The following is a 13,634-nucleotide window of genomic DNA, read 5'->3' on the forward strand; positions in this document are numbered from 1 at the left end:
TCAGATAAAATTTATACAAATAATGCCCTAATTGACGTAATTATCATCTATCGTCTAAAAAATGTGATCTTCATCACATTAAACTAACACGTTTTCCTATACAATCCGCGCCTGAATTTTAAACTTCAACCATAACCACTTTATTAAGGAGTACTTATGGCTATTGCGATCATTATCGCGACACATGGGGTGGCGGCAGAACAACTGCTCAAAACCACGGAAATGTTAATTGGTGAACAAGAAAACGTTGCCACGATCGATTTTGTTCCAGGTGAAAATGCTGAAACGATTATGGCGAAATATCAGGAAAAACTCAGCACCCCCCTTGCACATTGTGATGAAGTCTTGTTCCTTGTGGATACTTGGGGCGGCAGTCCATTTAATGCGGCGAACCGTGTATCTGAAGGCAAAGACAATATGGATATTGTGACTGGGGTAAATGTACCAATGTTGGTAGAGACCTTTATGGCGCGTGATGATGGCCCAAGTTTGCAAGAACTGGTGGCGATTGCCTTAGAAACAGGTCGTACTGGTGTGCGTGCATTAAGATATGTGGAAGAAGCACCTGAGCAAGCGCCACAAGCTGTTGCTCAAGCTGCACCAGCACCAAGCGAACCAGAGGTGGTTACACCAAACAAAGAAGGTCATCTTGTTATTGGGCTTGCACGTATTGATGACCGCTTAATTCACGGTCAAGTAGCAACACGCTGGACAAAAGAAAGCAAAGTTTCTCGCATTGTTGTGGTTAATGACGATGTGGCGAAAGATAGCGTACGTTCAACAATGCTTAAAAGCGTTGCACCACCAGGGGTAACAGCGCACGTTGTGGGCGTAGATAAAATGATCCGCGTTTATAATAACCCTGAATATGCAGGCGAGCGTATGATGTTGTTATTCACCAATCCAACAGACGTGTTAAAGCTGCTAGAAGCTGGCGTTGATATGAAATCCATCAACATTGGTGGTATGGCTTATAAAGACGGTAAGAAAATGATTACCAGTGCGGTATCTGTTGATGACAAGGACATTGATGCATTCAAAGCCATTGATGCAATGGGCGTGGAGCTTGATGTGCGTAAAGTATCAAACGATAGCCGTCAATATATGATGGATTTATTGAAGAAAAACAATCTTATGTAAAGGATGAATATTATGGAAATTTCAACGCTACAAATTATTCTTGTATTTATCGTCGCCTGTATTTCAGGTATGGGATCGATCCTTGATGAATTTCAAACTCACCGTCCGCTTATCGCTTGTACCCTTGTGGGCTTAGTGTTAGGCGATATTAAAACGGGAATTATTGTAGGTGGTTCATTAGAATTACTTGCCCTTGGCTGGATGAACATTGGTGCGGCGCTTGCACCTGATGCAGCATTAGCCTCTGTGGTTTCAACCATTCTTGTGATTGTAGGTGGCCAAGAAATCACTACTGCAATTGCATTAGCCATTCCACTTGCCGCAGCAGGTCAGGTTTTAACCTATGTGGTGCGTGCGATTACTGTAGGCTTCCAACACGCCGCAGACCGCGCTATTGAAGATGGTAACTTGAACCGCTTAGACTGGATTCACTGCAGTGCGTTGATTTTACAAGCTATGCGTATCGCAATTCCAGCGTTAATCGTTGCTTTAACCGCAGGTACAGACGCAGTGCAAGCAATGTTAAATGCAATTCCACCTGTTGTGACAACAGGCTTAAAAATTGCCGGTGGAATTATCGCCGTTGTGGGTTATGCAATGGTGATTAATATGATGCGCGCAGGCCACTTAATGCCATTTTTCTACGCAGGCTTTGTGATTGCCGCCTTTACTAATTTCAACCTTGTTGCCTTAGGTGTGCTAGGTGCAATTATGGCAGCACTTTATATCCAACTTCACCCGAAATACAACCAAAGTAAACAAGTGGTGCAAGTGGTTTCAAATGGCAACAATGATCTTGATAACAGATTAGATTAATGGGGTAAGAAAAATGACAACTGAAATGAAAAAAGTAACCCAAAGTGATTTAAATAAAGTAGTAATGCGTTCTAACCTTTTCCAAGGTTCTTGGAACTTTGAGCGTATGCAAGCCCTTGGCTTTGCTTACTCAATGGTGCCTGTTATCAAGCGTTTATACCCAGATCCAAATTCTCAAGAACGTAAAGATGCAATCAAACGCCATTTAGAATTCTTTAACACTCAGCCTTTCGTAGCTGCACCTGTGCTTGGTGTAACCATCGCAATGGAAGAAGAACGCGCAAATGGGAAAGAAATTGATGATGCGGCAATCAACGGGATCAAAGTGGGGCTAATGGGGCCATTAGCAGGTGTGGGTGATCCAATTTTCTGGGGAACTGCTCGTCCTGTATTTGCGGCACTTGGTGCAGGTTTAGCATTAAGCGGAAGTATCCTTGGCCCATTATTATTCTTCGTCTTGTTCAATCTTGTACGTTTAGCAACCCGTTATTACGGCGTAGTTTACGGCTATAAGAAAGGGCTTGATGTGGTGCAAGATATGAGTGGGGGCTTATTACAAAAACTCACTGAAGGGGCATCAATTCTCGGTCTATTCATAATGGGGGCGTTAGTACAAAAATGGACAAGCATTAATGTACCACTTGTGGTTTCCACCATTGAAAAACAAGACGGTACGGTTGAAGTGACCACCGTGCAATCTATCCTTGATAGCTTAATGCCGGGCTTATTGCCATTGCTATTTACCTTTGCGTGTATGTGGTTACTGCGCAACCGCGTCAATGCATTATGGATTATCGTGGGCATTTTCGTCATCGGTATCATCGGTGCAGCAACAGGCATTCTTGCTTAAGCGTTACTTAAACACAGAATAATGCTAAAATTAAACTCTCCCCGAAAGTTCAGGGAGAGTTTATTTTTTGTCTAATCAGAATACGGACGTTGTTATGATCAATACTGCTTTATTAGTTTTTATCATTCTTTATTTTTTATATGCTTTCTATGATCAATTCCTAATGGAAAAACGTTTTGGTGAAACCATCTTAAAAGTGCGTTTACGCCGTAAATCGAAAATTGAAGGCATTATTATGCTCGCACTGGTTGGCGTTGCTATTTATCAAGCGCTACCACAAGGTATCGAACCTTACACAATGTTTTTATTGGTAATGTTTGGTATTTTAATGATTTATCATTTCTTTATCCGCTTCCCTGTGTTTATTTTGAAAAAAGAAGGCTTTTTCTTAAATAATCTTTATTTGCAATATGCTTATATCAATACGATTAATATTGGTGAAAATGGCTTTTTGCAATTAGTGTTAAAAAATGGCAAAGCCGTGCCTTTAGTGGCTGAAAATCCTAAAGATGTGGAAAAAATCTTACAATATCTCACTGATAGCGGTCGTATTTCGCAAGATCAAAATGCTGTAGAACAAGCGAAACAAAAATCCACGACAAACCAAAGCGAAAAAAACAATAAAAAAGGAAAATAACAATGCTTTACCCATTAAATGGTCAGCTCCAGCATTATGTCTGGGGCGGACACCAATTTTTACCTGAATTTCTAGGTATTCCAGCTAAGCAAAATCAATATTATGCCGAATGGTGGCTAGGAGATCATAATTCTGCCCCATCAATCATTGAAGAAAATGGCACATCGCAACCCCTAACCGCATTTTTAGCGAAAAATCCCACCGCACTTGGGGAAGCAAGCCGAGCTCAATTTGGTGATAACTTGCCTTATTTGCTGAAAATTTTAGATGTGAAACTGCCCCTTTCCATTCAGCTTCACCCAACGAAAGCACAAGCTGAAGCTGGCTTTGCAAGAGAAAATGCCCTAGGCATTGCCTTAAATGATCCAAAAAGAACCTACAAAGACAACAATCACAAACCTGAAATGATGATTGCCTTGTCTGATTTCTGGTTATTGCACGGATTCAAAACCAAACAAGCCATTCTGCAAACCTTGCAAGCTCGTCCTTCTCTCGCCCCGCTTGCAGAAAAACTAGCACAACAATCCTTAGCAGATTTTTATGCCGACATTATGCAAGCCGACCAGCAAGCCCTTGCAGCTTGGCTCAACCCAATTATTCAAGCCAATCAAAGCGCTTATGCACAAAATCAGCTAAGCCCTGATAATCCTGATTATTGGGTGCTTTACACAATAGACGCAATGCAGATTTCCCCTGAAAAACTTGATGTGGGGCTGATTTGTTTCTACTTATTTAACATTGTGGAAGTAAAAAAAGGCGAAGGTATTTTCCAAGATGCAGGCATTCCGCACGCCTATTTGCGCGGGCAAAATATTGAATTAATGGCCTGCTCCGACAACGTTATCCGCGGCGGCTTAACCCCAAAACACGTTGATATTGCTGAACTATTGAAAGTGATAGACTGCCGAGAAGTCGTGCCACAAATTATCCCTGTTGCACCAAAAAACGAACCAGTATTCACTTATCAAACACCAGGAAACGATTTCGCCCTCACTCAAGTGACCTATCAACAAGCTGAGCAACACCGCTTACACGCACAAAGTGCCGAGATTTTATTGGTAATGCGTGGCGAGCTAAAAATCAGCGAAAATTCCACCGCACTTTCTTTAAAACAAGGTCAATCCGCTTTTATCAGCGCAGGTTCTGACTATTCGGTAACAGGAATTGAAGAAGGTTATGCCGTGATTGCAAAATTGCCTTGATATCGTAAATAACTTAAAACAAGGCTCTTATCTTAGAGCCTACCTTTACTTAAACTATCTCTCTCAAGCTTTTTTCTAAGCGTAAAAAGCCTTCTTGTAACTCTTCTTCACTAATATTCAAGGCTGGAGTAAAACGCAAGACATTGGGGCCTGCAACCAAAATCATTAGCCCATTTTTAGCCGCACTTTTCACAAATTCGCTGGCTTTTCCTTGATAATTCGCATTTAGCTCTGCGCCAATCAGTAACCCCTCGCCTCGAATTTCGCTAAATAAATTCAGCGCTTGATTTAGTGCATTCAATTTTTGCCTAAATAATTCAGAAGTGCGGTGGATTTTTGCTAAGAATGTTTCATCAGAAAGAATATCCACTACCTTTGATGCCACTGCACAAGCAAGCGGATTACCACCAAATGTTGTACCATGTACACCAACAGAGAAACTTTTTGCAATATCATGCGTCGTCAACATTGCACCAATCGGGAAACCATTTCCCAATGCTTTAGCCGAAGTGAGAATATCTGGCACAACGTTATATTTCATATAAGCATATAAGCAGCCAGTGCGAGATAGCCCTGTTTGTACTTCATCAAAAATTAATAACGCATCATTGGCATTACACAACTCACGTAGCCCCTGTAAAAACTCAGGAGAGGCTGGCTTTACACCTCCCTCCCCTTGAATAGGCTCAACAATCACTGCACAGGTATGGTCATCAATCACGGCTTTTACTGCATCAAGATCATTAAAAGGAATATGGATAATATCTGCAGGCTTTGGTCCAAAACCATCAGAATATTTAGCCTGTCCGCCTACACTTACTGTAAATAACGTACGTCCGTGGAAGCTTTGTTTAAACGCGATAATTTTACTTTTTTGCGCACCAAAATGATCTACCGCATAGCGACGAGCCAATTTCAGCGCAGCCTCATTGGCCTCAGCCCCAGAATTTACAAACATCACCCGATCGGCAAAAGTTTTCTGCACCAATTTTGTGGCTAATTCCAATGTTGGTTCGCTAGTGAACCAGTTGCTAGAATGCCATAGGGTTTCACCTTGCTGTTTGAGCACTGCCACAATCTCATCTGGACAATGTCCTAGTGCATTCACTGCAATACCACTAGTAAAATCAATATATTCTTTACCTTGCTGATCCCAAACTCGGCTGCCGCTCCCTTTCACAGGAATAAACTCCGCTGGCGCATAATTTTGTATCATGACTTGGTCAAAAATTTGCCTATTGTATACGCTCATCTATGATCCTTGAATTTATATGAAGTGAAAAATAGCATAGATTAAAACAAATAATTAATCAATTATTTTGAATAAAAAATCAAACTAAAATCTATATTAACCCATTCCCCCCCCCTATCATCTTATACTCCTTTATCTATTAATTCTGATAAATTGATATTAAGATAGCTTATTGCAATGGATATTTTAAAAGAGAAGGACTACATAATTGGCTAGAATAAGTCAAATAGAACTTGACCTTGATACCATCATCTTTTGATGTCTGCAGTCAGACTATCATCGGATAGTGCAATAGATAAATTGTGGCTGAGGAAATGAGTAAAACAACCGGCTAAGACATATTCTTTTAAACTCTAATTCTACTGTACTCCCCTCCCACATATCATTGGCTAGCCAATAGAATAGATGCTGTTTTGCATTAGGTGAACTGCTGGTTTACTTTTGAGAAAGTATTGGATCAATATTATCACGAATTTTTTATTTACTTATCCTTCATCCGCCAAAATCAGCTGGTAAGTGATGTAACATCGTTTTCCAAATACTCCCACTACGCTCTCTGTTTTCAGCTAAACATTGTATGGCAAGCTGTATATCTCCTTGTTCACAGCTTTGTCGAAGATTTTTATAAAATTGCATTGTTAACTGGCGAGATTTAGCCTCTGAAAAAAATAATGAGGCGACTTGGTGATACAGCTCTTTGAAACTATTTAAAATTAGTCCATAAACAGGCTTGTTAGCAACAAAGGTAAAAGAGCGGTATAAATGATAGTCAAATTCAGCATAGGCTTGTGGAGTATCAGCTAAGTACGGTAAATTTTCAAAGAGTTTTAAAGAGGCGGCAGCATCGGTTTGAATTGCCTCAGGAATATAATGCTCTCCCATTCTTGTACGCAACGAAACGACATTAGTAATAATGACAGGAATAGTTGATTTATCAAGCTGAATTAGGGTACTGATGATATTTGGCCCAGCTGTTTCCCATACGTTATTAACCCGAGTTGGCTTACCATGTTGAATACTTAGCCAACCATCACGGGCAAGGCGTTGTAGGACCTCACGCAATGTTGTTCTGGTTACCCCAATTTTTTCTGCCAATTCTCTTTCTGCAGGTAAATCACTACCAGGGGGAAAATGGTTATTCCAAATACTTTTTACAATATATTCCTCAGCTAATCCAGCTGGGCTTTGGGCTTTAAGAAGCGACTGATGATTATTCATACTTTTGGGCTGTAAAATTTTAAAAAACTGTGATATAGGTAACAAAATAGATATTTCTTATTATCCTTGAAAGGTGGATATATTACAATTAGTCTAGTTATATTTTTAGTTTTAAAATGAAGGTCGTAATATGAACTATTCTCAAGCATTCCTTAAAAATTTTCTAGGTTCAAGCCCAGACTGGTATAAGCTAACGATCGTCGGATTTCTAGTATTAAATCCGATTTTATTTTTTTATATAAGTCCATTTATTGCTGGCTGGGCATTAGTGGCTGAATTTATTTTAACCCTTGCTATGGCACTAAAATGCTACCCCTTGCAACCTGGCGGATTACTTGCAATTGAAGCAATCATGATTGGAATGACACATCCAGAGCATGTAAAAGAAGAAATTATGGCTAATTTTGAAGTTATTCTTCTATTAATGTTTATGGTTGCTGGTATTTATTTTATGAAGCAATTATTGCTTTTTATCTTTACTAAGCTTTTATTAAATATCCGCTCTAAGTTAGTTCTATCCCTTTCTTTTACCTTAAGTGCAGCATTTCTTTCTGCATTTTTAGATGCTTTAACCGTTGTGGCAGTGATTATCAGTGTAGTAATGGGGTTTTATGGTGTTTATCATAAAGTTGCTTCAGGTAAACAATTTGATGATTCGAATGATATCAATGATGATAAATATATTGGTAACCGAAAAGGAACACTAGAGGGCTTTCGAGCTTTTTTACGTAGCTTGATGATGCACGCTTCCGTAGGTACGGCTTTAGGTGGGGTGATGACGATGGTCGGAGAGCCTCAAAATTTAATTATCGCAGAACAAGCTAAATGGGGATTTAGTGAATTCTTTTTTCGGATGACGCCCGTTACAATACCAATTTTAATTTGCGGAGTGTTGACTTGCTTTATAGTGGAAAAATTCCATTTATTTGGCTATGGTGCTAAATTACCTCGTAAAGTGTGGGGTGTTCTGGCTAAATTTGATCGCAACCGCCAGTTAAAAATGAATAACCAAGAACGAATAAAATTAGTGATGCAAGCTTTGGTTGGGATTTGGCTGGTTATTGGACTTGCTTTCCACCTTGCAGCAGTAGGATTGATTGGTTTAAGCGTGATTATTTTATGTACTTCAGCCTGTGGTATAACGAACGAACATAGTATAGGAAAAGCGTTTCAAGAATCATTACCATTTACCGCATTGCTAGTAGTATTCTTTTCTGTTGTTGCAGTAATTGTTGACCAACACCTTTTTGCCCCCATTATCAGTCTAGTGCTTTCTGCATCAGAAGACATTCAGTTAATGCTATTTTATGCATTTAATGGCGTTTTATCAGCCATTTCTGATAATGTATTCGTTGCAACTGTGTATATTAATGAGGCAAAAGCCGCTTTAACGCAGAATATTATTTCGCCGCATCAGTTTGAATTAATCGCTGTCGCAATTAACACAGGAACAAATCTCCCGTCAGTAGCAACGCCAAACGGACAAGCGGCTTTTTTATTTTTGCTAACCTCTTCATTAGCACCACTAATTCGTTTATCTTATGGGCGCATGGTTTATATGGCATTGCCTTATACAATTGTGTTATCTTTAGTTGGGTTATTTGCGGTAGAATTTTTACTTCCTGCTATGACGAATTTACTGGCTGAATTTGGATTAATTACTCCAATATAAGAAGGATACTCAATGCTAACATATTTCAAACGGTTATCTCTTAATCGCGGTGGTTGGTTGCTTCTATTACTCTCCACAATAGCCTTAGAAAGTACCGCACTTTATTTCCAGCATGGAATGGGATTAGCGCCTTGCGTAATGTGTATTTATGAACGAGTCGCATTATTTGGCATTACATTATCAGCATTAATAGGACTACTCTATCCTCGCTTGCTCATTTTGCGTTTATTCGCGTTATTTCTAGGTTTAAGTAGCTCGGTGAAAGGAATGTTACTTGCCATTAAACACGTTGATTATCAACTTCACCCTGCACCTTGGAATCAATGTTCTTATATGGCAGAGTTCCCACAATCCTTCCCTTTGGATCGGTGGTTACCCTATGTGTTTAACCCAACGGGATCTTGCTCAGAGATTACGTGGTCTTTCTTAGGTTTCTCAATGGCACAGTGGATTATCGTTATTTTTGCTTTTTATAGTTTATTGCTAACCATTTTACTGATTAGCCAATTTAAACATATTGAACAAAGAAGAAATATTTTCAGATAATATATCTATTAATCTAACAACTAATATGACAACAAAGTACGGTGAAATATTTTTGTTTTATCACCGCACTTTGTTTTTTTATAAAATACTCGATGATTTAATGTGCTAATTGAATAGATAGATCCGCTAATTTTCCCCATACATCATCACTAAATTCAAGTTTTACCAAACGTTCTAATTCAGCGAGCTGTTGAATGATTTTATACAATTTGCGATAGGTTAAGCGTTGGATCGCTTGCAGAAAAAGCGGGCGGCGTGATTGCCAAATTTTGAGTTGATCAAACTGCTCACGCAATTTTGCGGTAGAAAGCGGTTGATCAATATTGCTTATTCCTTGTTGTGGTTGAGTGAGTGTCAGCAGAGTGATAAGTTCACGTTGTAAGGTACGTAATAAAATCACAGGCTGGATTTCTTCTCCGCGCAATCCCTCTAAAATCCGTCTGGCACGCTGGCTTTTGCCCTCAAGCAAGGCATCTACCCATTGGAATACGGTAAACACGGAAGATTGCTCCACCACGGTTTGCAGACGCGATAAGGTGATTTTATCCTTGGGATAAAGTAAAGCGAGCAGTTGTAAGGTTTGTTTTAAGGCAAGAAGATTATTTTCGTAGCTGTAACACAAAAGCTGGATTGCTTCTGGCTCAACAAAAACCTCTAAGGCTTTGCTGCGCCCTACAATCCAACGGGGAAGCTGTTCAATATTTGGTGTCTGACAATTAACGATAGAAAATTGCGCATCAAACTGATTGGCTTGCACAAACCAATCTTGCTTTTCCATTGGTTTGGTGAGCTTTGCCGTTTGTAGAATAAGCAACACGTCTTGATTTAATAAGCCAATTAATTCGGCTAAACGCTTTTGTAAAGGTGCGGTGAGATTTTCAGGAAAATTTAGCAATAAAATTTGACGGCTGAAAAACAAGCCCATTGATTGCACTTGTTCGTTTAAGGCGATCCAATCGGTGCTGTTATCCAGCGTGATTTCATTTTTTTCATCAAAGCCTTGCTGCTTTGCTATAGCACAAATGAGATCCTTGCTTTCTTGTAAAAGCAAAGGATCTTGCCCCACTAGACAATAAATTGATGCCAATTTTTTCTCTAGCGAGGTACTCAGCTGATCAGCAAACAGACGTTGCATTATTGGCTTTTCACCTGTTGTTTTAACGCCACCATTTTGGTGATAAGCTGACGCGCTGCTTGTTCACGCATATCGTTCCAAATCACGTCTTTCTCAGCAGATTTCGCTAAAGCAGCGCGTGAGTTATCAAAGAAGGTGCGTGTTACTTGGGTGTTAATTGGATAACGTTGTTTATTTTTAAGCTGAACGCTGGCTTCTACTTGCAACACCAACACTTTTTCCGCCTCACGCCCTTGTTTGAAAATAGACGCCACTTGGCTATTCTCACGGGCATTATTTAAGCGCAACACCACCACATCGCCTTGCTCAACAAGCTGAATGTTGTTGGCTCGCAATTGCTTGCGCATAGCAATCGTCATCGCATCATAAGGATCACTGCTTTCCAAACGCAATGTTTTCATCTCTTGCGGAATTAATTCACCATTTTCAAAATGGAAACCACAAGCCGCGAGCGTTGCCAACGCACCGACAAGGCATAATTTTTTCAGTAAATTCAACATAGTGTTTCTCTTAATAATTCGCTCCACTCGATGAGTGGAGCGGTTGGGTTATTTCGCCACAAAGCTAAATAACTTACCTGGTACATAGATAGTTTTCACAATGTTTAAACCGTCTAGGAATTTTTGTACATTCGGATCAGCAAGGGCGATTTCTTTAATAGCGTCTTCTGCCATATCCGCAGGCACAGTGATTTTCGCGCGTACTTTACCGTTTACTTGCACCACCACTAGTTTTTCGTCATCAACCATTGCTTGCGCATCGGCTTTCACCCAAGGGGCGAAGTCAATGGTGTCTTGGTTGCCAAGTGCTTTCCACAATTGGAAACAAATGTGCGGAGTGATTGGGTAAAGCATTCTTACCACTGCATTTAAGGCTTCTGCCATTACTGCGCGATCTTGCTCATCGTCCAATGGGGCTTTGGTTAATTTGTTCATTAGCTCCATTACCGCCGCAATCGCCGTGTTAAAGGTTTGGCGGCGACCAATATCATCGCTCACTTTCGCAATGGTTTTATGCACATCACGGCGCAAAGCTTTTTGGCTGCTTGAAAGTGCGGTCGGATTTAGCGCAGTTTTTGCTGTATTTTTGCTGTATTCAAACACCAAATTCCATAAACGGCGTAGGAAACGATTTGCCCCTTCCACACCAGACTCTTGCCATTCCAAGGTCATTTCCGCTGGGGAAGCAAACATCATAAATAAGCGCACAGTATCCGCACCGTATTTTTCCACCATTTCTTGTGGGTCAATACCATTGTTTTTCGATTTGGACATTTTTGTCATTCCGCTGTGGACTAACTCGCGTCCTTCATCATCAATGGCACGGATAATACGTCCTTTCTCATCACGCTCAAGGGTTACTTTCGTAGGTGATACCCAAATGCGCTCGTTGGTGTCGCTGGTGTAATAGAACGCATCAGCTAATACCATTCCTTGACACAATAATTTGTTTGCAGGCTCGTCAGAGTTCACTAAGCCCGCATCACGCAATAATTTGTGGAAGAAGCGGAAGTAAAGCAAGTGCATTGTAGCGTGTTCGATCCCACCGATATATTGATCCACAGGTAGCCAGTAATTGGCCTCTTCTGGATTCAGCATTGCTTGGTGGAAATCAGGGCAAGTGTAACGCGCGTAATACCACGACGATTCCATAAAGGTGTCGAAAGTGTCGGTTTCTTTCAATGCCGGTTGTCCGTTATAAGTGGTTTTTGCCCAATTTGGATCCGCTTTGATCGGGCTGCGCACGCCGTCCATTACCACATCTTCAGGTAACACGATCGGTAAATCAGCCAATGGTGCAGGCACAACTTCACCGTTTTCCAGTGTTAGCATTGGAATTGGTGCGCCCCAATAACGTTGGCGAGATACGCCCCAATCGCGTAAACGATAATTCACTTGGCGTTTGCCCACGCCCATTTTTTCTAATTTATCGGCGATACCATTGAATGCGGCATCAAAATCCAAGCCATCAAATTCTGCTGAATTTATCAAAATACCGTGTTCGGTGTAAGCCTGCTGTGATAAATCTAACGGGCTACCGTCTGCTGGCGTAATCACCGGATAAAGCGGTAAATCATATTTTTTAGCGAACTCATAATCACGCTCATCGTGTGCAGGCACGGCCATTACCGCTCCCGTTCCATAGTGCATTAACACGAAATTTGCCACCCAAACAGGCACTAATTTTCCTGTAATCGGGTGAATGGCGTGAATACCCGTTGCCATTCCTTTTTTCTCCATTGTGGCAAGCTCCGCTTCCGCCACTTTGGTGTTTTTGGCTTCTTGAATAAATTGCACAAGTGCGGGGTTATTTTGCGCCGCTTTTTCTGCTAATGGGTGCGCCGCTGCCACAGCAAGATAAGACACGCCATAGAAAGTATCAGGACGTGTGGTATAAACTGTTATGGTTTCATCAGAATTTTCAATCTTGAAGGTAATTTCCACCCCTTCCGAACGGCCAATCCAGTTACGTTGCATTGTTTTCACCATATCTGGCCATTCTGGCAGATGATCTAAACCACCTAATAGTTGCTCGGCATAGTCGGTGATTTTAATAAACCATTGTGGGATCTCTTTTTGCTCCACAGGCGTATCACAGCGCCAGCAACACCCTTCGTGAACTTGCTCATTGGCAAGCACGGTTTCATCATTCGGACACCAGTTTACGCTAGAGGTTTTTTTATACACTAAACCTTTGCGATAAAGCTCTGTGAAGAACCATTGTTCCCATTTGTAATATTCTGGTTTACAAGTAGCAATTTCACGATCCCAGTCAAAACCAAAGCCCAAAATTTTGAGCTGATTTTTCATATAATCAATATTTTCGTACGTCCATTTTGCAGGTGCGGTTTTATTTTTCACCGCTGCGCCCTCTGCTGGCAAGCCGAAAGCGTCCCACCCCATTGGCTGTAACACATTTTTACCGTTCATTCGCTGATAACGAGAAATCACATCACCAATGGTATAGTTGCGAACGTGTCCCATATGCAAGCGACCAGAGGGATAGGGGAACATTGAAAGGCAATAATATTTCTCTTTAGCTGGATCTTGCACCGCTTTAAACGTTTTATTCTCAGCCCAATATTTCTGCACTTCACTCTCAATCAAATCAGGGCGATATTGTTCTTGCATAATGTTACCTTTAAAAAATTATCAAAAAATTGACC

General features: G+C 40.7%; 12 protein-coding genes. 7 read left to right on the forward strand and 5 right to left on the reverse strand.

Going from position 1 to position 13,634, the window contains the following annotated elements; all coding sequences use genetic code 11:
- The first annotated feature begins 156 nt into the window (after positions 1–156).
- From manX to manA, 5 genes are all read left to right on the forward strand, one after another.
- Positions 157–1,140: a PTS mannose transporter subunit IIAB gene (gene manX / locus L5B71_RS04315; protein ID WP_265757159.1), complete on the forward strand. Its 984-nt coding sequence runs from the start codon at positions 157–159 to the stop codon at positions 1,138–1,140.
- A gap of 12 nt (positions 1,141–1,152) precedes the next feature.
- Positions 1,153–1,956: a PTS mannose/fructose/sorbose transporter subunit IIC gene (locus L5B71_RS04320; RefSeq protein WP_265757160.1), complete on the forward strand. Its 804-nt coding sequence runs from the start codon at positions 1,153–1,155 to the stop codon at positions 1,954–1,956.
- A 13-nt stretch (positions 1,957–1,969) separates the two neighbouring features.
- Positions 1,970–2,806 (forward strand): PTS mannose transporter subunit IID, encoded by an 837-nt coding sequence (locus L5B71_RS04325; RefSeq protein WP_265757161.1) that lies wholly within the window; start codon positions 1,970–1,972, stop codon positions 2,804–2,806.
- 94 nt (positions 2,807–2,900) lie between these two features.
- Positions 2,901–3,443 carry a YobD family protein gene (locus L5B71_RS04330; RefSeq protein WP_265757162.1) on the forward strand — a complete coding sequence of 181 codons (543 nt, stop codon included), beginning with the start codon at positions 2,901–2,903 and terminating at the stop codon, positions 3,441–3,443.
- 2 nt (positions 3,444–3,445) lie between these two features.
- Positions 3,446–4,645 (forward strand): mannose-6-phosphate isomerase, class I, encoded by a 1,200-nt coding sequence (gene manA, locus L5B71_RS04335; protein WP_265757163.1) that lies wholly within the window; start codon positions 3,446–3,448, stop codon positions 4,643–4,645.
- A gap of 49 nt (positions 4,646–4,694) precedes the next feature.
- Here the strand turns inward: manA and L5B71_RS04340 are convergent, their stop codons facing one another.
- Entirely contained in the window at positions 4,695–5,897 is a 1,203-nt protein-coding gene (locus L5B71_RS04340; RefSeq protein ID WP_265757164.1) for an aspartate aminotransferase family protein, read from the reverse strand.
- Between the two features lie 492 nt (positions 5,898–6,389).
- On the reverse strand, positions 6,390–7,115 hold the full coding sequence (fadR, locus tag L5B71_RS04345) for a fatty acid metabolism transcriptional regulator FadR (RefSeq protein ID WP_265757165.1): 726 nt from the start codon (positions 7,113–7,115) through the stop codon (positions 6,390–6,392).
- A 130-nt stretch (positions 7,116–7,245) separates the two neighbouring features.
- On the opposite strand from fadR, the gene nhaB reads away from it, so the two are divergent.
- Together nhaB and dsbB are read left to right on the forward strand one after the other, a co-directional pair.
- A complete protein-coding gene (gene nhaB, locus L5B71_RS04350) occupies positions 7,246–8,787 on the forward strand; it encodes a Na(+)/H(+) antiporter NhaB (protein ID WP_265757166.1) in 1,542 nt (513 codons plus the stop codon).
- Positions 8,788–8,799: 12 nt separating this feature from the next.
- Complete coding sequence (gene dsbB / locus L5B71_RS04355; protein ID WP_265757167.1) at positions 8,800–9,333, forward strand: disulfide bond formation protein DsbB; 534 nt, start codon at positions 8,800–8,802, stop codon at positions 9,331–9,333.
- Between the two features lie 97 nt (positions 9,334–9,430).
- Here the strand turns inward: dsbB and holA are convergent, their stop codons facing one another.
- The 3 genes from holA to leuS are packed head-to-tail and all read right to left on the reverse strand — an operon-like array spanning position 9,431 to position 13,599.
- The gene (gene holA / locus L5B71_RS04360; protein WP_265757168.1) at positions 9,431–10,468 is read right to left on the reverse strand and encodes a DNA polymerase III subunit delta; all 1,038 of its coding nucleotides are present in this window, start codon (positions 10,466–10,468) and stop codon (positions 9,431–9,433) included.
- Complete coding sequence (locus tag L5B71_RS04365) at positions 10,468–10,968, reverse strand: LPS-assembly lipoprotein LptE (RefSeq protein WP_265757169.1); 501 nt, start codon at positions 10,966–10,968, stop codon at positions 10,468–10,470. The genes holA and L5B71_RS04365 overlap by 1 nt, the downstream gene beginning before the upstream one ends.
- 48 nt (positions 10,969–11,016) lie before the next feature.
- Positions 11,017–13,599: a leucine--tRNA ligase gene (gene leuS / locus L5B71_RS04370; protein ID WP_265757170.1), complete on the reverse strand. Its 2,583-nt coding sequence runs from the start codon at positions 13,597–13,599 to the stop codon at positions 11,017–11,019.
- Positions 13,600–13,634 lie beyond the last annotated feature (35 nt).

This window comes from Avibacterium sp. 21-586 (assembly GCF_026226775.1).
GTDB lineage: Bacteria > Pseudomonadota > Gammaproteobacteria > Enterobacterales > Pasteurellaceae > Avibacterium.